General features: G+C 35.3%; 21 protein-coding genes. 13 read left to right on the top strand and 8 right to left on the bottom strand.

Annotation, left to right across the window (positions count from 1 at the left end; all coding sequences use genetic code 11):
- Positions 1-293 precede the first annotated feature (293 nt).
- The gene (locus AC07XN_RS05155) at positions 294-575 is read left to right on the top strand and encodes a hypothetical protein (protein ID WP_494590179.1); all 282 of its coding nucleotides are present in this window, start codon (positions 294-296) and stop codon (positions 573-575) included.
- 7 nt (positions 576-582) lie between these two features.
- The gene (locus AC07XN_RS05150; protein WP_494742264.1) at positions 583-2247 is read left to right on the top strand and encodes a PepSY-associated TM helix domain-containing protein; all 1665 of its coding nucleotides are present in this window, start codon (positions 583-585) and stop codon (positions 2245-2247) included.
- 10 nt (positions 2248-2257) lie between these two features.
- Here the strand turns inward: AC07XN_RS05150 and AC07XN_RS05145 are convergent, their stop codons facing one another.
- Complete coding sequence (locus AC07XN_RS05145; RefSeq protein ID WP_494742263.1) at positions 2258-3136, bottom strand: helix-turn-helix domain-containing protein; 879 nt, start codon at positions 3134-3136, stop codon at positions 2258-2260.
- Positions 3137-3276: 140 nt separating this feature from the next.
- Here AC07XN_RS05145 and AC07XN_RS05140 point away from each other — a divergent pair, with 140 nt between their 5' ends.
- The 5 genes from AC07XN_RS05140 to AC07XN_RS05120 all read left to right on the top strand — a co-directional run bounded on the left by AC07XN_RS05140 (position 3277) and on the right by AC07XN_RS05120 (position 12527).
- Positions 3277-6498 carry a DUF1553 domain-containing protein gene (locus tag AC07XN_RS05140; protein WP_494742262.1) on the top strand — a complete coding sequence of 1074 codons (3222 nt, stop codon included), beginning with the start codon at positions 3277-3279 and terminating at the stop codon, positions 6496-6498.
- 3 nt (positions 6499-6501) lie between these two features.
- A complete protein-coding gene (locus AC07XN_RS05135) occupies positions 6502-8022 on the top strand; it encodes a DUF1501 domain-containing protein (RefSeq protein ID WP_494742261.1) in 1521 nt (506 codons plus the stop codon).
- Between the two features lie 27 nt (positions 8023-8049).
- Positions 8050-9159: an NHL repeat-containing protein gene (locus AC07XN_RS05130; protein WP_494742260.1), complete on the top strand. Its 1110-nt coding sequence runs from the start codon at positions 8050-8052 to the stop codon at positions 9157-9159.
- A gap of 14 nt (positions 9160-9173) precedes the next feature.
- Complete coding sequence (locus AC07XN_RS05125; RefSeq protein WP_494742259.1) at positions 9174-11471, top strand: DUF5703 domain-containing protein; 2298 nt, start codon at positions 9174-9176, stop codon at positions 11469-11471.
- Between the two features lie 186 nt (positions 11472-11657).
- On the top strand, positions 11658-12527 hold the full coding sequence (locus tag AC07XN_RS05120; protein WP_494742258.1) for a hypothetical protein: 870 nt from the start codon (positions 11658-11660) through the stop codon (positions 12525-12527).
- On the opposite strand, the gene AC07XN_RS05115 is transcribed toward AC07XN_RS05120, so the two are convergent.
- From AC07XN_RS05115 to AC07XN_RS05105, 3 genes are all read right to left on the bottom strand, one after another.
- The gene (locus AC07XN_RS05115) at positions 12508-13317 is read right to left on the bottom strand and encodes a TlpA family protein disulfide reductase (protein ID WP_494742257.1); all 810 of its coding nucleotides are present in this window, start codon (positions 13315-13317) and stop codon (positions 12508-12510) included. The genes AC07XN_RS05120 and AC07XN_RS05115 overlap by 20 nt on opposite strands.
- Positions 13318-13463: 146 nt before the next feature.
- Positions 13464-13826 carry a VOC family protein gene (locus AC07XN_RS05110; protein ID WP_494742256.1) on the bottom strand — a complete coding sequence of 121 codons (363 nt, stop codon included), beginning with the start codon at positions 13824-13826 and terminating at the stop codon, positions 13464-13466.
- A gap of 184 nt (positions 13827-14010) precedes the next feature.
- Entirely contained in the window at positions 14011-14619 is a 609-nt protein-coding gene (locus AC07XN_RS05105; protein ID WP_309917222.1) for a hypothetical protein, read from the bottom strand.
- 217 nt (positions 14620-14836) lie between these two features.
- Between AC07XN_RS05105 and AC07XN_RS05100 the strand changes: the two genes are divergently transcribed.
- From AC07XN_RS05100 to AC07XN_RS05080, 5 genes are all read left to right on the top strand, one after another.
- Positions 14837-17542 carry an alpha-L-rhamnosidase gene (locus tag AC07XN_RS05100; protein ID WP_494742255.1) on the top strand — a complete coding sequence of 902 codons (2706 nt, stop codon included), beginning with the start codon at positions 14837-14839 and terminating at the stop codon, positions 17540-17542.
- 12 nt (positions 17543-17554) lie between these two features.
- The gene (locus AC07XN_RS05095) at positions 17555-18511 is read left to right on the top strand and encodes an SGNH/GDSL hydrolase family protein (RefSeq protein WP_494742254.1); all 957 of its coding nucleotides are present in this window, start codon (positions 17555-17557) and stop codon (positions 18509-18511) included.
- Between the two features lie 91 nt (positions 18512-18602).
- On the top strand, positions 18603-18899 hold the full coding sequence (locus AC07XN_RS05090; RefSeq protein ID WP_494742253.1) for a type II toxin-antitoxin system HigB family toxin: 297 nt from the start codon (positions 18603-18605) through the stop codon (positions 18897-18899).
- 263 nt (positions 18900-19162) lie between these two features.
- The gene (locus tag AC07XN_RS05085) at positions 19163-19534 is read left to right on the top strand and encodes a hypothetical protein (protein ID WP_494742252.1); all 372 of its coding nucleotides are present in this window, start codon (positions 19163-19165) and stop codon (positions 19532-19534) included.
- 78 nt (positions 19535-19612) lie between these two features.
- A complete protein-coding gene (locus AC07XN_RS05080) occupies positions 19613-19978 on the top strand; it encodes a helix-turn-helix domain-containing protein (RefSeq protein WP_309917236.1) in 366 nt (121 codons plus the stop codon).
- 6 nt (positions 19979-19984) lie between these two features.
- On the opposite strand, the gene AC07XN_RS05075 is transcribed toward AC07XN_RS05080, so the two are convergent.
- The 4 genes from AC07XN_RS05075 to AC07XN_RS05060 all read right to left on the bottom strand — a co-directional run bounded on the left by AC07XN_RS05075 (position 19985) and on the right by AC07XN_RS05060 (position 23752).
- Complete coding sequence (locus AC07XN_RS05075) at positions 19985-20500, bottom strand: hypothetical protein (RefSeq protein ID WP_494742251.1); 516 nt, start codon at positions 20498-20500, stop codon at positions 19985-19987.
- A gap of 67 nt (positions 20501-20567) precedes the next feature.
- Positions 20568-21038: a hypothetical protein gene (locus AC07XN_RS05070; protein ID WP_494742250.1), complete on the bottom strand. Its 471-nt coding sequence runs from the start codon at positions 21036-21038 to the stop codon at positions 20568-20570.
- A 249-nt stretch (positions 21039-21287) separates the two neighbouring features.
- Positions 21288-22322 carry a cytochrome d ubiquinol oxidase subunit II gene (gene cydB, locus AC07XN_RS05065; RefSeq protein WP_323250546.1) on the bottom strand — a complete coding sequence of 345 codons (1035 nt, stop codon included), beginning with the start codon at positions 22320-22322 and terminating at the stop codon, positions 21288-21290.
- A gap of 50 nt (positions 22323-22372) precedes the next feature.
- Positions 22373-23752 (bottom strand): cytochrome ubiquinol oxidase subunit I, encoded by a 1380-nt coding sequence (locus AC07XN_RS05060; RefSeq protein ID WP_494742249.1) that lies wholly within the window; start codon positions 23750-23752, stop codon positions 22373-22375.
- Between the two features lie 348 nt (positions 23753-24100).
- Here AC07XN_RS05060 and AC07XN_RS05055 point away from each other — a divergent pair, with 348 nt between their 5' ends.
- Positions 24101-24730 carry a 3-keto-disaccharide hydrolase gene (locus AC07XN_RS05055; RefSeq protein ID WP_309917250.1) on the top strand — a complete coding sequence of 210 codons (630 nt, stop codon included), beginning with the start codon at positions 24101-24103 and terminating at the stop codon, positions 24728-24730.
- Positions 24731-24771: the final 41 nt, after the last annotated feature.

Raw genomic sequence — 24771 nt, 5'->3', positions numbered from 1 at the left:
TATATACTTTAATTTAATAGGAATTTTATTGTACTATTCAAAGGTTAAATACTTTCCAAAAGATATCTTAACATTCCGGTTTTCTTATGAAAAGCCAATAGGCCTGTTTCTTTTCATTGTTTCCTTGGGTGTTTTTATTTACCAATGGGGTGGAACAATCGGTTGTTTGATGTACCTCACAAGCCTTATTTTATCTGCTAGTGTTGTGCAGTTATTTGCTGTTTTAGGGAAAAAATGGTTTTATAGTTTTCTGATTTTAATACACGTAATAATCCTTATAAACTTATTTAACCATGCCAGCTAAAAAAGAATATTTATCTACTTCGGGACAAAGATTTTTGAAGGTATCGGCAGGAATCTTAGGAGGACTATTATTGTCGGTAGCTATCCATTTATTATTAGGAATACTCCTTCAAAACAAGGTTGCGGTAATGCTTACGGGTACTTTTACAGCATTTTTATTATGGGCTGCTTTACTTTCAATTGCTTTTTTAGCTAAAAGTGGTTGGAAAATATGGGGTATCTATCTGGCAGGCATTCTAATTTGTTCATCAATCATTTACCTAATTCGCTAAAGCACAAATGAAATTAAAAGGATTATCAAATAGAGCATTTAATATATTTTTCCATACACATACTGTTGCAGGTATCGTGATTAGCTTTGCCTTGTATATTATTTTTTTTGCTGGGGCATTCACTATTTTTCGAAGTGAGATTTATCAGTGGGAAAACCCTAGTGCAAGGATTCAATTGACTGAAAATAGTCTTGAATACGACCAAATAATAGAAAAAGTAAAGCAACAATACCCTGAGGTAGATACTGAAAAAGACATTATTATCAGACCTGGCACAACCAAAGAACCCCTAACAACTGTTTGGGTTTCGATGAAAGACAAGGTCGAAAAAAATAAAAATACTAGGAAAGAAGTTAACAAGGCAAGAGCCGAATCGTTAGAATTGTCATATCACCCTGTCAATAAAACCTTACAAGTTTATGAAGGGAAAAACCACGAAAGCTCGCCGACAACCATCGGAGAAACATTATTTCGCTTGCATTATTTCAGTCAGATTCCTATTGTTGGAATGTATCTAGCTGGTTTCGTCGCTTTTTTCTTTCTGTTTGCCAGTATCACTGGTGTATTAATCCATTGGCGAAATATCATCACAAAGTTTTATGGATTTTCTATCAAAGGAACTTGGAAACAAATTTGGACAAATGCGCATACTGTTTTTGGACTTATCGGATTGCCTTTCCAGATGATGTATGCCGTTACAGGGGCCTTTTATTGTTTGTCTATTTTATTACTAGCTCCGGCTACGATTGTGTTTTTTAATGGGGACCAAAAAGCAGCACTTACAGCATTCAGACCTGATAGGGTGATTGAAGTAAATGAGAAATCACCCATAAACACCAACCTAAAGAGTGTTAATAGTGTAGTGAACGAGTTCTATAAAACTATTCCTGATATTGAAGTGACGAGAGTAACTGTCAAGCATTTAGGCAGAGAAGATGCTATCTTAACAGCTTATGTACAAGATGAAACTATCTTTAATGGTTATGGAGTAGTAGGCGTTACGTTAAAAGATGGTAAAAGAGTGATGGAAGTATTACCAAGAGAAAAAACTTATACACAGGCTGTTTTAGGAGCGATAGGGGCGATACATTTTGCAGAATTTGGTGGAATCGCCCTGAAAATCATGTTTTTTATACTAGCTTTCATTACTTGTTTTATCATTATTAGTGGCGTATTAATATGGAAAGAAGCTAGGAATAAGAAAGAGTATACCGGCAAACAAAAAAGGTTTCATCACCACATCACAATGTGGTATTTGGCTATTTGTTTTGGATTGTTCCCTGCGACAGCTATTTTATTTATTGCTGAGCGAGTAATACCAATGGCTTTGAATAACCACAGTTCATTAGTCAATACCGTTTTCTTTGTATCATGGTTGATACTGATGATTCTGGGCTTATTTAGCAAAAAAGAATCGATTTTAACAAAGCGATATTTATATATTAATGGATTTTTGTCATTGATTGTTCCTATTGCTAATGGGATTACAACAGGCGACTGGCTTTGGAAGTCACTAGCTAATCAACAATTTTATGTAGCAGCTGTAGATATTTTTTGGTTACTGGTTGCCTCAATAAGTTTCTTTCTAGCAACAAGTATTTATGGAAAATCGGATAAAGTAGAAAAGACTAAAAAGGGCAGTACGGTATTAGAAAAGCCTATTCTTAGCTAGAAGCTAACAATTAATATACTACCCGATTATTCTTTTTGTACTCACTAGGAGTTTGTTGGATAACTTGTTTAAATATCCTAGAAAAATAAGAAAGACTTTCAAATCCTGTTTTGATAGCAATATCATGCATCGAGAGCTCAGTTGTAATCATCAGTAACTGAGCTCTTTCTATTCGCTTGTATTGAATATAACTCAAAGGTCTTTCTCCTGTATTTTCATTGAAAATTCTTGAAAAATAATCGGGACTTAAATTCGCTCTATCTGCTAAATGTTCTACTGTCAAGCTATTATCAAGATGCGTTTGTATGTAATTGATGGACTCTAATATTTTAGAGGGAATTACATTTTTTTCTTCAATATCGAAATATTCTTTGGTCATAAACCGCGAAAGCAACTGCATAATAATTCCCTGTGTTTCCATTAATGCTGAGGCATCTAAGGTATCATTCATTTGTTTGAACGATTGCAAGATAGGATGTTTTTCATAATCTTTAGGGTCGTTTGATAGCGTCAATCCTCTTCCTTTATTCAATGCTAATATTCTTTTGAAATGCTCAAAATCTATTGTTTGTGCAGGTACTTTGATGATTTTTTGATGATTTGAAAATAAGGCATTTCCGTCGATAGATTCTTCAATAAATTGAATATAATATTGGCTCAGAAAACGGTCACATTGATAATTACAAACCGTAAAACTTGGAATTAAGTACAAATAATTAGGTTCTAATACTTGCGACTCATGCGCATTAAAAAGGATACCTTGTCCATCATCAATCAAATACATTCTGTAAAATGGGCTAATTACATGCTTGAAATTCCAAGTTTTGTTCAATTGTACATAATCGGCATTTAATAACGAAAATGTGTTTTTCAATGATTTCCTAAGCATATTTAGTATTTTAAGAGAATGTTAATAGCCATAAAGCTATTAATAAAAGTCGACTTTGTGAAAATATTGGTCAGTTTTGTATAATATTAATAATATATTGTATTATACATTTGTAGGATTGTTTGCCCAATTTTATGATAATGACACGGATATTTATATTGTTGATTTTCTTAGCGAGTTTAGCGCTGCTTTCATGTTCGCCAACATTACCTGAAGAGGTTGAGGTAGCTATGCGTGAAGTCCCAGCAGAACTAGATTATAACATTCATGTAAAACCCATTCTTTCGGATAAATGCTTTGCTTGCCATGGTCCAGACAAAGCCAAACAAAAAGCAGGCTTACGGTTAGATTTAGCCGAATTTGCTTATGCAGATTTGCCAGAAAATCCCAATAAAGTGGCGATTAATCCAGGGAATTTAGCAAAAAGCGAATTTTTTCATAGGATTATTTCTGATGACCCTAATTATGTAATGCCTACTCCTTCATCACATTTAAGTTTGACAGCCAAAGAAAAAGCGGTATTGATTAAATGGATTAAAGAGGGAGCTGAATATAAACCTCATTGGGCTTTTGTTAAACCTGTAATGCCTGACGTACCTGAAGTAGAAAACGAGGAGTTGGTGAAAAATCCGATTGATAATTTTATCCAAGAAAAGCTGGCAGAAGAACAACTAAGTCCTTCCAAAGAAGCTTCTAAAGAAATTTTACTACGTCGTTTGTCTCTCGACTTAACGGGCTTGCCACCATCAGTGCAAGAAATGGATGCTTTCTTGAAAGATAATTCTCCGAATGCTTATGAAAAACAAGTAAACCGTTTGTTGAATTCACCACATTATGGTGAGAAAATGGCGGTTGATTGGTTAGATTTAGCCCGTTTTGCCGATTCGCATGGGTATACTGTGGATAGACTAAGAGATATGTCACCTTATCGGGATTTTGTAATTAATGCATTTAATAAGAATCTGCCTTACGACAAATTTGTCCATTGGCAATTGGCAGGCGATTTGATGCCTAAACCAACCAAAGAAATGATGATTGCTACTGCCTTTAATCGTAATCATCAACAAAATATGGAAGGCGGTATTGTTGAAGAAGAATTCCAAACTGAATATGTGATTGATAGGACGAATACTTTTGGGGATGCGTTTTTAGGACTTTCGGTAGGGTGTGCAAAATGTCATGATCATAAGTATGACCCTATTTCTCAGAAAAATTATTATCAGTTATTTAGCTTTTTTAACAATGTAAAAGAAGCAGGACAAATTTCGTGGGATGATGCCCTGCCCACACCCACCATGATGTTGCCAACGAAGCGACAGGAACAGATACTGCATTTTATCAATACCAAAATTGCACAACAAGAAAAAACAATTGACAAGCAAATCAGGGAGGCTGACGGTAGTTTTCAGAAATGGTTAACCAATAAGAGCTACAAAACATTAGCTAAAGAAAGTATTCCCAAAATAGGCTTGCAAGCACTTTATACTTTTGAAGACGGCACATTGAAAAATACCGTTAACCCAAAGCAAGTAGCCGTGATGAGAAGGGAGTCGGGGCAGACGGGAGATATACCAGTTTTTGAAAGTACACCAAAAGGAAAAACAATGCTGATGGATGGGGATGTTTTTCTGGATTTGATTGAATTAGGTGTTTTTCGTAAATCACAAGCTTTTACAGTCGGCATTTGGGTTAATATCCCAAAAGAATTGAAAGAAGGCGTGATTTTACACAAGAGCCAAGCAGAGCGTTTGTATAATTTCAGAGGCTATCATTTGTATCTGAAAGACAATAAGTTAGAGTTAAACATGGCTCATACTGCTCCGTCTGATGCCATCACAAAAGTTTCTAAGCAACCTGTTCTTCGTAATCAATGGATTCAACTGACGATTACTTATGATGGTTCGTCAAAAGCCAATGGTTTTAAGTTGTACCAAAATGGGCAAGAGATGACTATGGAGACGAAGACAGACCAGTTGAAAAAAGATATTTTATTCCGTAGTGACATCCAGCCCGCTTTGCAAATTGGAGGTTGGTGGCGTGGCTTAGGCTTTAAAAATGGGAAAGTCGATGATATTTCGGTATATAATCGCGTACTAAGTCCTTATGAAATAAGTGTACTCGCCCAGAAAGCTAGTTGGTCTACAATTGCTAACAAAAATATTAATCAATTATCAGTACAAGAGTTATCGTCTTTAAAAGCTTTTTATCTTTCAGCTATTTATCCAGACCTACAAAATTCAAGAAAAGTACTTGAAAAGCTACGAACTACCTTGGCTGATTCTACCGAGGGTATTGAAGAATTAATGGTGATGCAAGAAATGCCAAAACCTAAAAAAGCCCATATTTTATTAAGAGGAAATTATGATGCTTTTGGCGAAGAGGTTTTTCCAAATACGCCCGAATCAGTGTTGGCTTATCCAGATGATTTACCTAAAAATCGTTATGGATTGGCACAGTGGCTTACACATGAAGACCATCCCCTGACAGCAAGAGTAGCGGTGAATCGTTTTTGGCAAAATTTCTTTGGGGTAGGTTTAGTAAAAACAACCGAAGATTTTGGTAACCAAGGTGAAATGCCAAGTCACCCAAAACTTTTAGACTGGTTAGCCATTACTTTCAGAGAATCAGGTTGGGATGTTAAGAAACTCAATAAGCTAATAGTAATGTCAGCAACGTATAGACAGGATTCTCGTGTCAATAAAGAAACAAGAGAAAAAGACCCAGAAAATCGTTTATTGGCACATGGCCCTGTGAATAGAATGACTGCCGAAATGATTCGTGACAATGCCCTGATGGCTAGTGGTTTGCTAAATCCTGTTATTGGCGGAAAGAGCGTAAAACCTTATCAGCCAGAAGGACTATGGGAAATTAATAACACCACTTATAAAGCAGATTCTGGTAAATCTGTTTATCGCAGGAGCTTGTATGTGGTTGTAAAAAGAGCCGTTCCAAACCCAACTTTGGCTACTTTTGATGCCACTTCACGAAGTTCGTGTGTGGTAAGAAGACAAAAAACCAATACGCCATTGCAAGCGTTAGTCACATTGAATGACCCAACTTTCGTGGAAGCAAGCAAAGTAATGGGTGAGCAAATGGCTAGAATAGGGGATGTAAATAAGGGAATCATTTACATTTATCGAAAATTGACAGGAAGAACCCCACATGCTAAAGAGGTAGCGTTATTAGCACAGTTACAACGAGTGTCACGCGCTAAATTTGAACAGTATCCTCAAAAAGCAAAAGGAATATTGAAAGCGGGGCAGTATGTAGTAGATAAGAAATTAGATACTTCGCTGATAGCCGCGAATACTGTAGTGGCAAATACTATTTTAAATTCAGATGCTACTTTAACTAAAAGATAGAAAATGGCACATCATCACGACGAAGAGTTTAGGCTTCATACGCCCGAATTCAATCATTTACATGATAAATTAGATAGAAGAAGTTTTTTGACTAAAACCTCTTTGGGTTTAGGTTCGTTAGCTGTAGGCTCTTTGTTGACTGGGGTAAGTGGTTTTTTTGATTCTCCTAAGAAGATTGTGAAAGAAAATACGACATCTAATCTGGAAGAAGAAATTCTAAAGGCTTTGCCACATATTGCTCCTAAAGCCAAGAGGGTAGTGTATTTGTTCATGAGTGGCGGGCCGTCGCAATTTGAAACCTTTGACTACAAACCTAAGCTGATTGATTTAGCAGGACAAAATTTGCCAGATTCTGTTAGAAAAGGACAACGCCTGACAGGTATGAGTGCTAACCAAAGTGCTTTACCGATGGTGCCGTCTGCCTTCAAATTTAATCAGCATGGGCAAAGCCAAATGTGGGTGAGTGAATTATTACCACACACTGCCGCAGTAGTAGATGAACTATGTATCATAAAATCTATTCATTCAGAAGCCATCAATCATGACCCTGCCATCACTTTTTTTCAGACAGGTAATCAACTTCCTGGGAGACCATCAATAGGCTCTTGGGTAAGTTATGGACTTGGTTCTGACAATCAAAACTTGCCTACATTTATTGTATTAGTGTCTAAAAATGGACAAAAAGACCAGCCCCTTTATGCACGTTTGTGGGGAAATGGTTTTTTGCCGTCCAAACATCAAGGAGTACAATTTAGATCAGGCAAAGACCCTGTGTTATTTCTAAATGACCCCGAAGGTTATGATGGAAAAGACAGAAAAGAGATGTTGGATTACTTATCGAAGCTCAATAAATTACAAAATGACACCTATGCCGACCCTGAAGTTGAAGCGAGAATAGCACAATACGAAATGGCATATCGTATGCAGACTTCCGTACCAGAAGTAATGAGTACCGCTGATGAACCCGACGAAGTATTTGATTTATATGGTGCTGATAGTCGAGATGCAGGAACGTATGCAGCCAATTGTCTTTTAGCAAGAAAGCTATTAGAGAAAGATGTAAAGTTTGTACAATTATATCACCAAGGATGGGACCAACACGGTGGACTTCCGCAAGGAATAGCACAGCAATGCAAAAGCACTGACCAAGCGACAGCGGGCTTAATAAAAGACTTGAAAAGAAGGGGAATGTTAGAAGATACCCTCGTTATTTGGGGCGGTGAATTTGGTAGAACAGTATATTCTCAAGGGAAATTGAGTACCAATGATTATGGCAGAGACCACCACCCAAGGTGTTTTACTATGTGGATGGCTGGTGCAGGTGTAAAAGCAGGATTGAGCTATGGAGAGACAGATGATTTTAGTTATAACATCATAAAAGACCCTGTGCATGTGCATGATTTTCAAGCTACATTAATGCACTTGTTGGGTGTTGACCATGAGCGACTGACGTATAAATTTCAAGGAAGAAGATTTCGCTTAACAGATGTCCATGGGAAAGTTGTAAAAGATATATTAGCCTAATTTGAATAATACAGAACCTAAAATACTATGACAACCAGAAGACATTTTATTAAAAATACAGCTTTAGTCTCAGCAACAGCGCTATCATACCCAAGCTTTGGTTTTTCTATTCTTCATAAAGACAAAAAGACCGAAGAATTAATCATTGGTCATGGAGACTATCAATATAAAGTAGATAAAAGTTGGGCAAAAATTAGTGCCAACTCCAATCCACTTTTCAATTGTCATGAAATGGTGCAAGATAGCAAAGGACGATTGATTATGTTGGGCGATGATATTAGAAATAATATTTTGATTTTTGATAAGTCGGGTAAGTTGCTGGATTTTTGGGGAACGGCTTTTCCTGGGGGACATGGTTTGACGTTGAGCAAAGAAGGCGGAGAAGATTTTTTGTTGATTGTAGACTGTGGGTGGTATCAAGATAAAACAGGTAAATGGAATGCTCAGGCAGGACAGGTATTAAAAACGGATTTAAATGGTAGGGTAATTTTTGCGATTGGTCACCCACGCACGATAGGTATTTATAAAGATAATGAGCCTTTTATGCCTACAGAAACGGCTGTTGCACCTAACGGTGATATTTATGTAGCAGATGGGTATGGTTCTGACTATATCATTCAATATAATAGTAAAGGGCAATATATTCGTCATTTTGGCGGACAGCATAATGCTAATAAAGAGCATAATTTATACAATGCGCATGGTGTTGCCATTGATTTACGAGATAAGAATAATCCAGTGTTGATTTGTACTTCCAGAGAAGAAAATGCTTTTAAATTCTTTACGTTAGATGGAAAGTTTATTAAAAGAGTAGATTTGCCTGGTATGTATGTGTGTCGCCCCGTACTTGATGCTGAAAATATTTATGCAGGCGTATGCTGGTCGAAAGATGCTAATGGGCAAAAATTAGGAGGAGATTCTGGGTTTGTGACGATTCTGGATAAGAACAATAAAGTGGTAGCTAGCCCAGGAGGGACAGCCCCAATATATAAAAATGGTATCTTGCAACCTACGCTTCAACAAGCCAACGCTATTTTTCAGCACGGACATGATGTGTGTGTGGACGAAGATAAAAATCTTTATATCTGTCAATGGAATGCCAATCATACGCCACCCGTAAAATTGACTCGTGTTTAACCTTAAAAATAGGGATGTATTATATTATAAAAAGTATTCTTTTACTGGTTTTGATAGGTTTGTTTTTTGTCAGTAATGCGCAAAACAAACAACTAAAAGCGTACAACGTTGTTTGGAATAGCCAGAGTAAAAACTCCTCAGAATCAATGCCTTGTGGCGGTGGTGACATAGGTCTAAATGTTTGGGTTGAAAATGGAGATGTATTGGTATATCTTTCCAGAAGTGGCACTTTTGATGAGAACAATACTTTTTTAAAACAGGGTCGAGTTCGTCTACAATTATCATCCAATCCTTTTAATGCCTCTGATTTTAAACAAGAATTACATTTAGAAGAAGGCTTTGTCAGTATTAGTGCAGGCAAAACATTGTTGAAAATATGGGTTGATGTTTTTCGCCCAGTAATACACTTTGATTTAAAGAGCGAAAAAGCCATTAAAATAAAAGCATCTTTTGAATCTTGGCGAAATGAAGACCATCTTATTACAGAAGTCAAAGAATTAAGAGCTAATTCCTATAAAAGCAAACAAAAGTTTGATGTCACCACCTTTAAAGACAATATCAATTTTCAAGGGAATACTATACTTTTTTACCATAGAAATAGGAGCGATGTAGAGAACATCTTCGATTATACCGTGAGAATGGAAGGTATGAATACGGTAAAAGACCAACTATTTGACCCTATCAAAAACAATACTTTTGGGGGAATAATAACGGGGAAAAACCTTAAAGCTTCAAATACTTCTATCGGTAAATATGCTGATACAGAATTTAAGGCTTGGTCACTTGAAAGTATCAAAGCTACTCGTTCACAGCAGATAGACATTGCCTTGCATGTTGCCCAGACCAATACTTTAGAGGAATGGCAAAAAGGCTTAGATGATGTGTTGAAAGATGCGACAACCAATAGCAAAACAGCTTTACAAAAAACGAATGCTTGGTGGAAGGCTTTTTGGGATAGAAGCTACATTTATATCGAAGGGAAAGACAGCACGGTTTCTCGTAATTACCAACTCTTCCGTTATCAATTAGCTTGTAATGCTTATGGAAAATGGCCGACTAAATTCAATGGCGGATTGTTTACTTTTGACCCTGCACATGTCGATAAAACCTACCCTTTTTCTGCTGACTTTAGACTTTGGGGTGGCGGAACGATGACGGCACAAAACCAACGATTGGTTTATTTCCCGATGTTTAAAAGTGGTGATTTCGATATGCTAAAACCTCAATTTGATTTTTACTTACGTTCGCTGAAAAATGCAGAATTGCGAAGTAAAGTCTATTGGAACCATGCGGGGGCTTGTTTTACAGAACAAATTGAGAATTTTGGCTTACCAAATATTTTTGAATATGGGCTAAAGCGTCCCGAAGGGTATGATGCAGGCATGGAATACAATGCTTGGCTTGAATATGAATGGGAAACGGTGTTGGAGTTTTGTTTAATGATGCTAGAAACAGAGCGATATGAAGGAAGAGATATTTCGGAATATGTGCCTTTTATAGAAAGTTGCCTGACTTTTTATGATGAACATTATCAACTTTTGGCAAAAAAACGAGGTGTAAAAGCATTTGATGAGCAAGGGCAATATATTTTTTATCCAAGCTCTGCTGCGGAAACCTTTAAAATGACCTACAATTCAACAACAGTGATTTCGGCGTTGAAGGTGATATTAGCAAGAGTCGTTGAGTTGCCTGAAAAATATTTAGACAGTACTAGAAAACAAAAGTGGGGAGGAATGTTAAAACGTATTCCACCTATTCCATTGCAGGAAATGGCAGGACATAAAACCCTTGCACCTGCACAAACTTGGGCTAGGGTACAGAATTCAGAAGCCCCACAACTATATCCTGTGTTTCCTTGGGGAATTTATGGTGTTGGCAAACCTGATTTAGATGTTGCCGTCAATACCTATCGCTTTGATCCACATGTACAAAAATATAGAAGTCATATCGGCTGGCGACAATATAGTATATTTGCAGCTCGATTAGGTTTAGTACAGGAAGCTCTGGAACTTACCAGAGAAAAATTCAAAGACTCAAATCATCGTTTCCCAACATTCTGGGGACCAGGTTTCGACTGGACTCCTGACCATAATTGGGGAGGTTCGGCAATGATTGGCTTGCAAGAAATGCTGATGCAAGTAGATGGCAAAAAAATCTATCTATTACCTGCTTGGCCAAAGGAATGGAATGCTCAATTCAAACTACATGTTCCCTATAATACAACGGTTGAAGGTATTGTAAGAAATGGCAAGCTTGAAAAGCTGATAGTAATTCCTGAGGCTAGGAAAGCTGATTTGGTCGTGATGGAGTAGTATAGACTAGTCGTATCAAAAAAAGAAGTTATTCTAAGTAAGTTTTGTAGGGTTTAAATATTTCATATATTACGATTATAAAATAACAAGGGATATTTTATTAACTGCTCCTGAATATAAATGAAAAAGTGTACCCTCTTACTAATAACTTCTATACTTTTTTGGTCTTGTTCCTCATCAAAAATTTTGAGGAACCCTCAAGTGAATGCCCTAAAGAATAGCTTTTGTACGCCCAATTATAAGATTAACTATGCAATTTTTGAAGAGGCATCAGATTTAACCTCTCAGGATTTTATTAATTCTAATCTTACTGAAAACAATTATGCCGTTGCTAAATCGCTAGGAATTTTAAATGATCTTCATGATTATCTTACTATTAAAAAAACTTCAAATGATGGCGTAAGGCTTACCTTATTAGAAAAGAAAGATCAGATAAACGCTAAAATTCAGCTTGCAAGGTTAGATTTAGAGGCTATTTCTTCTGAATTACTTTGTGAAAGTGTTCGAAGTCATCAAATACTTGATTATTTGGATGATTATAACTCAAAAAGGACAAATCGTTTGTTAGTTGGTTCTGTAATTCTTGGTGCAGTAAGTGCGGGAGTTACTTCTTTTATCGAATCTGATAATCTGAACAAAACCATCAGCGTTGGCGCTGGCTTAATAGGGGCTGGTGTAGGTATTATCACAATTAACCCTAAAGGGAAAAAAGTAGAATTTTATCATCATCGAAACCTGCTTAAAAACATTTGGGAGGAATCAAATAATGATAAAAATTTATCACCTTTTATCTGGAAGTTATTGACTGATAAGCAAATGAGTAATGCTAAAACAAACTCTTTGGCCTACAATATTAAAACAAGATGGCAACATATTTTAATGGATGATGGAGAAATAAATCAGGCAGACTTGAAACTGTTTTTCGGCGAAGGAGGGCTATATACAGTAGAAGACCTACAACAACTTGAAAGTATGATTAATCAGTTGCGTTCTACAATTGATGAACTAAATCAGGATATTCTGTCTCTTTCAATCATTATTTCAAATCATCATTGAGGGAATTAAGGAGATGTTGTTTGGTTAAATACTTTTGAAGAAATGCTTCCATTTTATCAGCTTGGTTGAAAATCCTAACGATTTTTCCGTATTTGTCTATAATTATATGGGTTGGATAGATATTGAAGCCTAAGGTGTCCTCAATATATTCTTGTGGTACTTTTACATTACTATAGTTCAAGGGTTTTGTAGCTAAAAAGGTCTTTAATTTTTTATTATCGTCATAAGCAAAGCTAATAAACGAAATATCGTCACGATTAGCATACTGTTTAGTTAGGTTATTAAGTAAAGGGAATTCTTTAATGCATGCTTTGCAATGTAAGAACCATGTTTTTACTATGACATATTTCCCTTTATTACTTTTAGACGAAACCTTTTTATTGTCTAAAGAAATAAAATCATAGCTTGGAAATGCACTGCCTTCTAGCTTAAAATATGCAAGTTCAGTTGATGCTACATTTTTAATGGTATTGCTAATATCATCTGAACTGCTATTTATGTTAAATAATTGAAAACGGACTTCATCACTTGGGTTTTCTGCTTTTAGCCTTACAGGTATATGTTTCCCTTCAGTAAGTTTTGTTAGAAAAGTAAGCTTATCAATCTTGTGAGAGGCTTCATCATAAGCCGTAAAATCGGAAGAGAGCTGTGTATCCGAGTTATAATAAGTCCACCATTTTGTGAAGTCGGACGAAATCAATTTAACATCCGTATTAGGTATGAGATTATCATGTTTTGCTTGGCAAGAACATATTATGAAAATGGAAATAAATATCGCAATTCTTTTCATGTAAGATTATTTTTGAATAATAAACGGTGTTAATGAAAAACGGGTTTTACTCTTAGCTCCTCGTAGTATCAGACGGAAATTTATTTTTCGTTCCAAGTTAAATAAGACTTGAAACAGCTTGGTAAATAAGACATTATATAGTTATTTTACCACTCTTGAATGATAACCCCCAATTGTTTATCCATCAAAGCAAATTCCTTAGCACCCCATGGACGAAGCGTAATTACTTTCAGGTTTGGATGAAGGAATTGAGGATGAGAATTAGAAACTTTCTCATAAACTTCCTCAATATTCTTTGTGACTAATCGAAATTCAGGGTTATGTTCCTTTGCAAGTACTGCATTTTCAAAAAGATTTATGCGTAAACCATCTTTTTCTAGTACACAAAATGGATTGAAGGATTTTATTTCATTGTGACCTATAGTAAACCCTAAACAGTCGACAAATAATGTCAGTCCATCATTAATGTCAACATAAAAAATATTAGGAACTAATTTTTCAAAATTCATGGAGTGATATTATTAAAATTTTAGAAGTTCTTATTCTTAGCTCCACGAAGTCTCAGACTTTGTGGTAAATATACAATTCAGTATCAGACTGAATTGTATTTGTCGTTCCAAGTTAAATAAGCCTTGAAACAGCTTGGGTTCAGTATTGTTGAAGAACAAACTCCAACAAAGACTAGACAAACACTTATTTTTTTATGAGCAATTCAGCTTGGCGTATTATTTCATTTTGTTGTTTAATATAACTTTCAAGTGATTTTGTCTTTGGTAAATTGTCTCTTTGATATTTTTCCATCAACGGTAATGTCTTTACTATTTTTAAAGCAGTATGAATATCAGAGATTGTTAAATTATTGCTCTCTATTGTTTTTAGTAATTTGTTGTGCTTTGTAATTGAGGAATTGTATTTTTTTAAATTACCCGCAATCAGCTTTCTCATTTTATCTCTCAACAATGAATCTTGAATTTCTGATGTGTAATCTTTAGCTTCATCATAATACTGTATATTTTTTTCATTAAAATTATTAAACAAATATATTGAATCTCTTTTGCTATTATTTACTTGCTCAAGTTTGTCTTCAAAGGTCTTCAAATCAGTATTTTTGTTTATAAGTTCACTGTAAAGATTTTCCAATAAGCTTTCACTTCGGCTTTTTGAAAGAAGGATGTCAGATGAACTGTTGTCCTCTAAAGCTTTTGGAGTTTCATTTGATTTAGCATTGTCCTGTTGACTAGTATTATTGCAAGATGTAAGTATCAAAACTAAAATGGATGATATAAATATTTTGGTTGTCATAGAATGAGAGCTTATTTGTTAATATGAGATATGTATACTCCTAAAGTACAACCTTATTTTTCCATAAAAAAACTCGACGTTTTTTTTCAATAAAATAATAACTAAAAGATAAGTCGTTTAGTAATCCAAGTTGAGCCTAACCCACAAACGAGAATAGTTTATCCAGATTTACTCCGTAATTTCCGCTCTTTAATTCAGAGCATTCTTAACCAAAACCATGAGCCACAAACTAATACCTTTTCGTCTATTCCTTTTCTTGAATTGCTTATTGCTTAGTCAATCCATTTTTGCTAATACACCTTGCAAAGTTACCGCCTTGCAATGTGAATATTTGGTTAATCCGTTGGGGATTGATGCCACCTCACCACGCTTTACTTGGCATTTGATTGATGCCCGACAAGGAGCAAAACAGACAGCTTACCAAATCTTAGTGAATACTGATTCATTGGCTTTAACAAAAGGCATTGGCAAAGACTGGAATACTGACAAAAAGAGTGTTTCACAAACTTTAGTAAGTTATCAGGGCAAACCTCTGCAAGCCTTTACAAAATACTATTGGCGTGTAATTACTTGGGATAAGGACACTCAACAAACCAGTTCTGAAATCGCTAGTTTTGAAACAGGGATGATGAATATGAGCAACTGGCAAGGTGCTTGGATTAGCGATTCAAGGGATGTAAATACTAAGCCTGCTCCCTATTTTAGAAAGACCTTTCATGCAAATAAGAAAATCGTTTCGGCTCGTGCATATATTGCGGTGGCGGGCTTGTACGAGTTATATATCAATGGTGAAAAAATCAGCAATCATCGCTTAGACCCTATGTACACGCGTTTTGATAGACGTACTTTGTATGTTACGCATGATGTAACGAAGCTATTGCAGTCGGGTAAAAATGCTATTGGTGTACTCTTGGGAAATGGTTGGTACAATCATCAATCTACAGCAGTTTGGTATTTTCACGAAGCGCCTTGGCGTGGACGACCAACCTTTTGTATGGATATTCGGGTAAAGTATGACGATGGTACTAGCGAAGTAATAGCTTCAGGCAAAGACTGGAAAACATCTTTGAGTCCCATTATTTTCAATAGTATTTACACCGCAGAACATTACGATGCCCGATTGGAGCAGCCAGATTGGAACAAAGCTAATTTTGATGATAAACAATGGAAAGATGTTATTTTCAGAACAGCACCTTCTAATAACATTGTGGCTCAGGCCTTGCAACCGATTAGAAATGTAGAAGAAATTACGACTAAGAGTTTGAATAAAATTAATGATACCACCTATGTTTTTGATTTAGGCAGAAACATTTCGGGAGTAAGTAAAATCAAGGTTTCGGGAAAAGTAGGAACAGTTTTACGTCTAAAACATGCTGAAAGGTTGTACCCTGATGGACGTGCCGACTTGTCGAATATTGATGTGCATTACCGCCCTACTGATAATAAAGACCCTTTTCAGGTAGATATTATTACGTTATCGGGCAAAGGTGAAGAAAGCTTTATGCCTCATTTTAATTACAAAGGATTTCAATATGTAGAAATAACGAGTAGTCAGCCAATAGCCTTGACAAAAGAAAGTTTGGTAGGATATTTTATGCATAGCGATGTGCCAGTGGTGGGAAAGATAAATTCATCAAACCCGACGATTAACAAAATTTGGTCTGCTACCAATAATGCTTATTTATCAAATCTATTTGGTTATCCAACCGACTGCCCACAAAGAGAAAAAAACGGTTGGACGGGAGATGCCCACATTGCAAGCGAAACAGGCTTGTATAATTTTGATGGTATCACGATTTATGAAAAATGGCTCGCCGACCACCGAGACGAGCAGCAAGCCAATGGCGTTTTACCTTCTATTATTCCTACAGATGGTTGGGGTTATGAATGGGGAAATGGACCAGATTGGACAAGTACTATCGCCATTATTCCTTGGAATATCTATTTGTTTTATGGTGATACTAAGATTTTGGCAGATAATTATGAAAACCTCAAACGCTATGTCAATCATATTGAATCTATCAGTCCGACTGGATTAACGACTTGGGGCTTGGGCGATTGGGTGCCTGTAAAATCTAAAACACCTGTAGAATTAACGTCGTCTGCTTACTATTTTGTAGATGTTACTATCTTAGCAAAAACTGCAAAACTATTTGGTAAAACAGCTGATTATGAAAGATATTCAGCTTTGGCGAATAAGATTAAAACAGCTTTTAACAATAAATATTTAAACAAAGAAACAGGTATATATGGGAATGGTGTCCAAACAGAATTGAGTGTTCCGCTATATTGGGGATTAGTGCCAGAAGAATTGAAAGCGAAAGTAGCCGCCAATTTAGCCAAGCGAGTAGAAGCAGACAATAACCATTTAGATGTAGGCTTGTTGGGTACAAAAGCCATTTTGAATGCTTTAAGTGAAAATGGATATGCTGATGTAGCCTACAAAGTAGCCTCGCAAGAAACCTTTCCTTCGTGGGGTTGGTGGATTGCTAATGGTGCAACCACCCTTTATGAAAACTGGCCGATTGATGCTAAAAGTGATATTTCAATGAACCATATCATGTTTGGTGAAATCGGGGCATGGTTGTATAAAGGCATTGGAGGGATTAAACCTGATGCCTCGCAAGCAGGGTTTAAGAATATTATCTTGGCACCTAATTTTGTAGAAAACCTTAATCATTTTGAAGCTTCACATGATGCTCCACAAGGGAAGATAGTTTCTTCATGGAAAAGAGTAGGCACAAAAATTTTGTATAATATTATTATTCCAGCGAATGCCACAGCAACGATTTTACTTACTGTAAACAAATCGCAGCATATTCAAAAACAATATACAGTTGAAGAAAAAGTAGTGTCGGATACCCATAAACAATTAAAAATTAACACATTAACAGCAGGAACTTATCAGTTCGAGATTCAGTAAATAATTTCAGTTATGAAAAAAAGCGTTTTCTTCTTATTTCTTATTTTATTAGGTTCAACAGTTTTTGCACAAGTAACACCTTTGTTCAAACCAGAAGTAAAAAAAGTGTTGTTTTTAGGTAACAGTATTACCTATGCAGGTTCTTATGTAAATGATATTGAAGCGTATTGTATAGCACATTTCCCTAATCAGAAAATAGAATTTATCAATGTTGGTTTACCTAGTGAGACGGTGTCTGGTCTTTCGGAAGATGGGCATGCGGATGGTCGATTTCCTCGTCCTGACTTGCATGAACGTTTGTCAAGGATATTAGCGCAGACTAAGCCAGATTTAGTATTTGCTTCTTATGGCATGAATGATGGAATTTATTTACCGTTGGATTTAGTCCGTTTTCAAAAATTCAAAGATGGGGTTCAATGGTTGCACGATAAAGTGGTAGCTTCTGGTGCAAAAATAATTCACCTTACACCACCTATATATGATGAAGCAAGAGGTAAAAAGATTGGTTATGCTGACGTGTTAGATACCTATTCCGACTGGTTGTTAAGTCAAGTAAAAAAAGAAAAATGGGAAGTGATAGACGTACATTATCCTATGCAAAGAGTATTAGAGGCACATCGAAGATTAGACCAACGATTAGGCATTGAAAGCTATTTTACTTTGGCAAATGATGGCATTCATCCAGGCGAAGCAGGGCATTGGATTATGGCAAAAAGTATTTTAATGCATTTAGGAGCTTTAGACGTTGCCAAAGCACCAACAGTTCAAGCAACGCTCACTAATATTACTGAGCCAGAGGCTTTTATGAAGCTAGTTACACAACGCCAAAATATTATGAAAGATGCATGGCTTACAAGCATTGGACACCGTCGCCCAGAAATGAATAAAGGTTTGCCTTTGGAAGATGCACAAGTCAAAGCCCAAGAATTAGAAGTACAAATTAGAGCGATGATAAAGTCAGGAAATTAACGAAGACTTTTATGGGCTGATATGTAATTTTCATGCCATAAAAACCTTTAAACTTCCCAAATTGTGGAACTATTTAGTTATATTTGTACTTATGAGAATATACTCACATAAAACCTTAAAAGAGTTTTGGGATAAATACCCTGATGCAAGAACCTCATTGGAAATCTGGTATGAGAAGATGGAGGAAAACACGTATGAAAACCCCAATCAAATAATAGAAGATTTCAAAGGCGCTGATATTGTGGGTAATGGGAGAATTGTTTTTAACATTGCTCTTGACAAATACAGGTTAGTTGCTTATGTCAGGTACAAATTTTTTGCGGTTTATGTAAGATTTTTGGGGACTCATAAGGAATATGACAAGATAAAAGACATTTCAAATATATAAAATGATGGAAACGAAAATTCAAATCAAGCCGATTACTAATGAACAAGAATTTCTCAGCCCTTGTTGGAGTTATCTCCAACAAGAGTAGTATCAGAAATTAACCAACTCGATAGTTAGTTTTTTTGATTTACACATGGGTATGTTGCTCACGCTCGAGTTGTTGTGAAAACACCAACAAGGGCTAAAATATCAAATAAAATCTGTAGCTTACTGTTTCTTGTAAGTTGATTTCTAAGACTTTTTACTTTAACTGCTAAAACAAAATGTTTACAAAAGGAGATATATTATTACCACATAACAGAGTTGCCAGAAAAAATTTGCGAAAAGGACTATATCATCCAGCAGTTGTTTGGGATGATGATTATGATGGAAGCACAGACTTTAGAGGTGTAATGATAACACATGGTGAAACAAGTGAGTATCCCAATAACATATTGATGGATGCTTCTCACTTTAAAGCAGGCTACCAAGTAAAGTTTTCAAATAGTCACTTTGTCAATCAAATTTTTATAAAATTTCAAATCTGGGGACCATTTGAATTGGTTGGAAGGTTGACCGCAGAAGGAATAAGCTTTATTGAAAGTAATTTAACAGGACTAAATACAAAAGAGTTTACAACTCACACGGAATCTTAGTAAATAAATATTTCAGCCCTTATTTGTGTTTTCACCAACAAAGGCTGAAATAAACGATATTTCAAATATTTAAAAATAATGGAAACGAAAATTCAAATCAAGCCGATTACTAATGAACAAGAATTTGCTGAAGCAAATGAGCTTATTGAGTTGCTATTAGAATGTCCAGAAGGTTCTGAAGAAGAAAAAATATTAGAGGCTGTTACTATTTTGGCAAGTGAATATGAAAAGAAAAACTATTCATTACCCAAACCAAATCCTATAGAAGCCATAAGATACAGAATGGCTGAATTACAGCTTAGTCAAAAAGATGTGGCTAAATATTTTGGAGGGGAAAATAGAGTATCAGAAGTATTGAATGGTAAAAGACAGCTAAGCCTTAAAATGATTAAAAATTTGCATCAAAATTTAGGTATTTCTGCTAATAGTTTAATTTCGATGTAAGAATTTTTATACTTCTACTCTCTTTAAAAAATATTTCTTACTATGACTCTTTTTCCAAAAAAGAATATATTTTCTACTTGAATAAGTTTTAATTCTTTTAACAAGTTTGTTATTATCAATACGATATGATTGTAACTTATTTTTTAAGATTTTAAACTTTAAGTGATATTCAATTTCATTTTCTCTTTTTAATTCATAGGGATGTGTATTATAAAGTTTTTCAAAATCAACAATAGTATCTTTCCCAACAATTTTGATTGCATCTGCTGGCTCATCTTTAAGTTTATAAAATCGTAAATAGAGCTTATCTTTATGAGTTTTGTAAATTCCTTCAAGTTCAGTATTTTCTAAGTCACCCGACAATTGATAATGAAATGTGCTATCGGACTTTAATACAATATTAGTCTTAAAAAATCCCCATTGAGCAAAATTAGAGCGATACCGACCAGTTATTATTTTATTTGTATCACAAGAAGCGAACAAAATACTAAAGAAAATGCCAATAAGCATATTGTTTCTCATACGATTTTTAGGTTTGACTATTGTATTATAAAGTTGTGTAGTTGAGGGCTGAACTATTATATTATGTTTATGGAATAGTTTCCACACCAGAAAACTTAAATTCCTCGTCAACCTTTAAAAAGTAAATACCTAACTGGGCTCCTTCATGTCCAAGGGCATACTCATTAGGTTTCCAAGTTGTTAAAAAAGCAATTATGTCAACACGCTTACTATTTTGTCTATGAAGTATTATTTCTTTAGACTTTGATGCTCTTTCCCAACTTTCAGAGTTCTTGATAGCTTTTAGATGGTTATTGAAAAAATCTTTTCTCTTTATGTCATAAATTCCAAGGTTTGAATTTTTTGCATCTTCACATATAATACATGAGATTACCCTTGTTGATATTTTCTGGAATTCTACAAAGTTTGGTTTTTTAAAGTTTTTGAAAACTTTATCTAATGCTCTTATTACTAAAAGACTATCCTTTTTACTAATAACCTGTCCATTACAAATAGTAATCCCAAATAATAAAATCACTACAATTAAATTTTTTTTCATATTATTTATGTGGTTTGTCTATGACAAGTGTAAAATTTATTACTTTGTAACGAACGGTAGCGCTAAACACAAGTATTACTGCTACAATTAAAATTATTTAGACAAATTAATATTTTACGATATTCCTCATGGCATGACTTGAAAGCTATTTTGAGAATACACAAATTTCTATCAGTCATGCCATGAGTAGGGTTTATAAGAAGTAAGTAAAATATTCACTAAATCACTCATTCACAACTCACTCAATAACTAATAAGAACTCTCATCCAATTTTACTTTTCCTTTAAAAGTCCAGAATACAAAAAATGTATAGGTTGCCACGATGGGTACTCCAATGACAGCAAAGAGCAAGATAATTGATAATGATTTTTCAGAAGAAGCTCCATTATAAATGGTAATTGAGTATTTTGGGTCTAAAGTCGAATGAATAATTTTAGGAAATAAGTTGATAGCAACTGTTACTAAAAGTGACGCCATCGTAAAAGCCGACGATAAAAAAGCCAACATATATTTTCCTTTTTCTAATAACCTACGGGTATTAATAATAATTAAAACCGTAAGCATAGGTACGGCAAAAAGCGTAGGATGAGCTTTGAATTTAGCCGCCATGCTTGGGAAGTACACCAACGTTACCATTGTTTGCATGATGTAACAAATCACAAAAAAGCGACTGGTATCACGTACCATAATAGACAGTTTTGTATAAAGTCTGCTTTCGGTTTTCATCACTAAATAAATAGAACCGTGCATCGTACAAGATGCCAAAGTAGTAAGACCCGTCAGTAAAGCATAAGGATTTAGTAGTTGCAGAAAATCTCCTTGATATTCAAAATTTTCATCAATCGGAATACCTTGAATAAGGTTGCCCAATACAACACCTAATAAAAAAGCAATCATCGTACTGGCAAGAGAATAAACAATATCCCACATTTGTCTCCACCAAAGCATTGCTTCTTTACTCCTAAATTCAATGGCAATAGCCCGAAGAATCAATACCATCAGAAACAACATGAAGGGAATATAGAATGCAGAAAATAAAGTAGCATATACTTCGGGAAAGCCTGCAAACAACGCACCACCACCAATTACTAGCCATACTTCGTTGCCATCCCAAACAGGACCAATGGCATTGAGGGCGATTCTTCTGCTTTCTTCTTTTTTAAATAGTAAGTGAATAGCGCCAGCACCTAAATCAAAGCCATCCAAAATAGCATATCCAGTAAAAACTGCCCCAATGACGGCAAACCACCAAGTGGGCAAATCTATTCCTAAAAAAGTAGCCATAAGCTTTTTGAGTTTAAAGTTGTTGAGTTTAAAAGAGTTGTAGAAAACCCTTAATCTAAAATAGGATTGTTACGCTTAGATGAATGAATTATCTCATCAGTGTGATGATGTTCAACAGGGCCATGTTTTATTTTTTTGTTCAAAAGGTAGATAAAGAGACAAAAAAGCAAAACGTAAATAACAGTAAACATAATTAGTGAAAACCATACCTGATTAGCTTTAACAGATTTTGAAAGGGCATCCGAGGTTCTAAGTAATCCATATACTACCCACGGCTGGCGACCTACTTCGGCAGAATACCAGCCTACCTGATTGGCAATTTGTGGTAACAGTACCGAAAAAGAAAAGACTAACATCAACCATTTTTGCTTGAATAAAGTACCCTTATACAAAAAAAACGAGGCTAATAAAGTAAGAGCAATCAGAGTCATTCCTATTGAAACCATTAGATGATAAGTCTGGAATACAAAATTTACAGCTGTCGGTCGGTCTTGTTTAGGGAAGGCCCGTAAGCCTTTTATGGGAGTAGAGAAGTCTTGATGAAGTAAAAAAGTTAAACCTTTAGGGATTTTTAACCCTGTTACTTGCTCGGTTTTAGTATCTACATAACCCATTAAATACATGTCTGCCACGGCTGAACTATCATAATGACCTTCAAAAGCTGCTAATTTAGCAGGCTGGTTTCTAGATACCCCATCTGCCGAATGATGTCCTGTAAATAATTGTGCTAATGCTGAAACAGTGGCTACTGTCAGCGCAATTTTAAAGGCTTTTTTAGAAAGCGCTACATGGCGTTCTTTATAAATATAATATGCATGAACACTTAGTACTAAAAACGAACCTGCTAAGAAAGAACCTATCCAGACGTGTGATAATCTATCCACAGAAGACGGATTAAAAACCATTGCCCAAAAATCTGTAATTTCTGCTCTTGCTTTTAGCCCTTCACCTACAATGTGATAACCCGCTGGGGTTTGTTGCCAAGAGTTAGCAACCACAATCCAAACAGCCGAAAACATTGAGCCTAAGGTAACCATGATAGTGGCAAAAAAATGTACCGCTGGACTTACTCTATTCCATCCAAAAATTAAAATGCCTAAAAAGCCAGACTCTAGGGCAAAAGCAAAAATACCTTCTGCTGCCAAAGCTGAACCAAAAATATCACCAACATAACGTGAATATGAAGCCCAGTTTGTACCAAATTCAAACTCCATTACAATACCTGTGGCTACTCCAATACCAAAAATTAGGGCAAAAATTTTAATCCAAAAGCGTGTTAATTGCTCATAAACTTTATCACCTGTTTTTAAATACAGGCCTTCCATACAAACCATCACGAGGGCTAGTCCAATACTTAAAGGAGGATAGATATAATGAAAGGCGATAGTGAAAGCGAACTGAATCCGAGATAATATTTCTACATTTTCCATAAGCTGTATGTATTAAAAGATTCCTCAAAAGTAAGACCTAAAGAATCATTTCTACCTTAAAATCGCTAAAAATATAAGTATTTTTTTGCCTAATTTCTCTCTGATTTTAGCATAGCAAATTAAGTTTGACAGACCCAAGAAAATATAGGAATATTAGGGATTAATAAGCGAAACCGGGATGAAAATAATAGAGAAATTTGGGGTATAAACTTCCAATCACAATAAATACATGTTTACCCTATAGAAACTCATACAGTAACTTTGAATGTTTATTCACCAAATGAATTCGTAAATTAGCGACTATAAATAAAATTCATTCCTCAAAAAGGAATTCAACTTAACTCAATCATGAAAAAACTATCATTATTACTATGTTTTTTATTATCAATTAATTTAGCGTTCTCTCAAAAGAAAGAAAAAGGCTGGGTTTCTCTGTTTGATGGTAAAACTTTTGCGGGTTGGCATGTAAATGAAGAACATCCTTCTACATTTACAATTGAAGATGGAACAATAAAAGTGGCAGGCGAAAGAGCTCACTTATTTTATGAAGGTGCTGTTGGTAATCATGATTTCAAGAATTTCGAACTGAAATTAAAAGCAAAAACTTTACCTGGCTCTAATTCTGGTATATTTATTCATACAGCTTATCAAGCGTCAGGATGGCCAGAAAAAGGATACGAGGTTCAAGTAAACCAAACACATGGCGACTGGCGTAAGACAGGTAGCTTGTACGGTATCAATGATGTTAAGGAAAATTTAGCGAAGGATAACGAATGGTATGAGTACCATATCATTGTGCAGGATAAAAGAATTATCATCAAAATTGACGATAAGGTAGCTGTTGATTACACTGAGCCAGAAACACTGCCAGCAGATCGTGGCTTGAAAAAGCTTAGTTCTGGAACAATCGCTTTACAAGGACACGACCCTAAAAGCGTTGCCTATTTTAAAGATATTAAAATCAAGATTTTGAAGTAATAATTTTTGATTTTAAACAGTAAAAGCCAGCCCAATTGGGC

The organism is Arcicella sp. GW458-12-2-14-TSB2 (genome assembly GCF_059423785.1).
This window is presented reverse-complemented; position numbering and strand designations above follow the sequence as displayed.

Coding starts and splice junctions, on each gene's coding strand:
- AC07XN_RS05075 (WP_494742251.1), bottom strand. CDS start 20,500: ATGAGAAACAATATGCTTATTGGCATTTTCTTTAGTATTTTGTTCGCT.
- AC07XN_RS05055 (WP_309917250.1), top strand. CDS start 24,101: ATGAAAAAACTATCATTATTACTATGTTTTTTATTATCAATTAATTTA.
- AC07XN_RS05140 (WP_494742262.1), top strand. CDS start 3,277: ATGACACGGATATTTATATTGTTGATTTTCTTAGCGAGTTTAGCGCTG.
- AC07XN_RS05110 (WP_494742256.1), bottom strand. CDS start 13,826: ATGAATTTTGAAAAATTAGTTCCTAATATTTTTTATGTTGACATTAAT.
- AC07XN_RS05070 (WP_494742250.1), bottom strand. CDS start 21,038: ATGAAAAAAAATTTAATTGTAGTGATTTTATTATTTGGGATTACTATT.
- AC07XN_RS05135 (WP_494742261.1), top strand. CDS start 6,502: ATGGCACATCATCACGACGAAGAGTTTAGGCTTCATACGCCCGAATTC.
- AC07XN_RS05100 (WP_494742255.1), top strand. CDS start 14,837: ATGAGCCACAAACTAATACCTTTTCGTCTATTCCTTTTCTTGAATTGC.
- AC07XN_RS05090 (WP_494742253.1), top strand. CDS start 18,603: ATGAGAATATACTCACATAAAACCTTAAAAGAGTTTTGGGATAAATAC.
- cydB (WP_323250546.1), bottom strand. CDS start 22,322: ATGGCTACTTTTTTAGGAATAGATTTGCCCACTTGGTGGTTTGCCGTC.
- AC07XN_RS05145 (WP_494742263.1), bottom strand. CDS start 3,136: ATGCTTAGGAAATCATTGAAAAACACATTTTCGTTATTAAATGCCGAT.
- AC07XN_RS05080 (WP_309917236.1), top strand. CDS start 19,613: ATGGAAACGAAAATTCAAATCAAGCCGATTACTAATGAACAAGAATTT.
- AC07XN_RS05115 (WP_494742257.1), bottom strand. CDS start 13,317: ATGAAAAGAATTGCGATATTTATTTCCATTTTCATAATATGTTCTTGC.
- AC07XN_RS05095 (WP_494742254.1), top strand. CDS start 17,555: ATGAAAAAAAGCGTTTTCTTCTTATTTCTTATTTTATTAGGTTCAACA.
- AC07XN_RS05125 (WP_494742259.1), top strand. CDS start 9,174: ATGTATTATATTATAAAAAGTATTCTTTTACTGGTTTTGATAGGTTTG.
- AC07XN_RS05130 (WP_494742260.1), top strand. CDS start 8,050: ATGACAACCAGAAGACATTTTATTAAAAATACAGCTTTAGTCTCAGCA.
- AC07XN_RS05155 (WP_494590179.1), top strand. CDS start 294: ATGCCAGCTAAAAAAGAATATTTATCTACTTCGGGACAAAGATTTTTG.
- AC07XN_RS05085 (WP_494742252.1), top strand. CDS start 19,163: ATGTTTACAAAAGGAGATATATTATTACCACATAACAGAGTTGCCAGA.
- AC07XN_RS05105 (WP_309917222.1), bottom strand. CDS start 14,619: ATGACAACCAAAATATTTATATCATCCATTTTAGTTTTGATACTTACA.
- AC07XN_RS05060 (WP_494742249.1), bottom strand. CDS start 23,752: ATGGAAAATGTAGAAATATTATCTCGGATTCAGTTCGCTTTCACTATC.
- AC07XN_RS05150 (WP_494742264.1), top strand. CDS start 583: ATGAAATTAAAAGGATTATCAAATAGAGCATTTAATATATTTTTCCAT.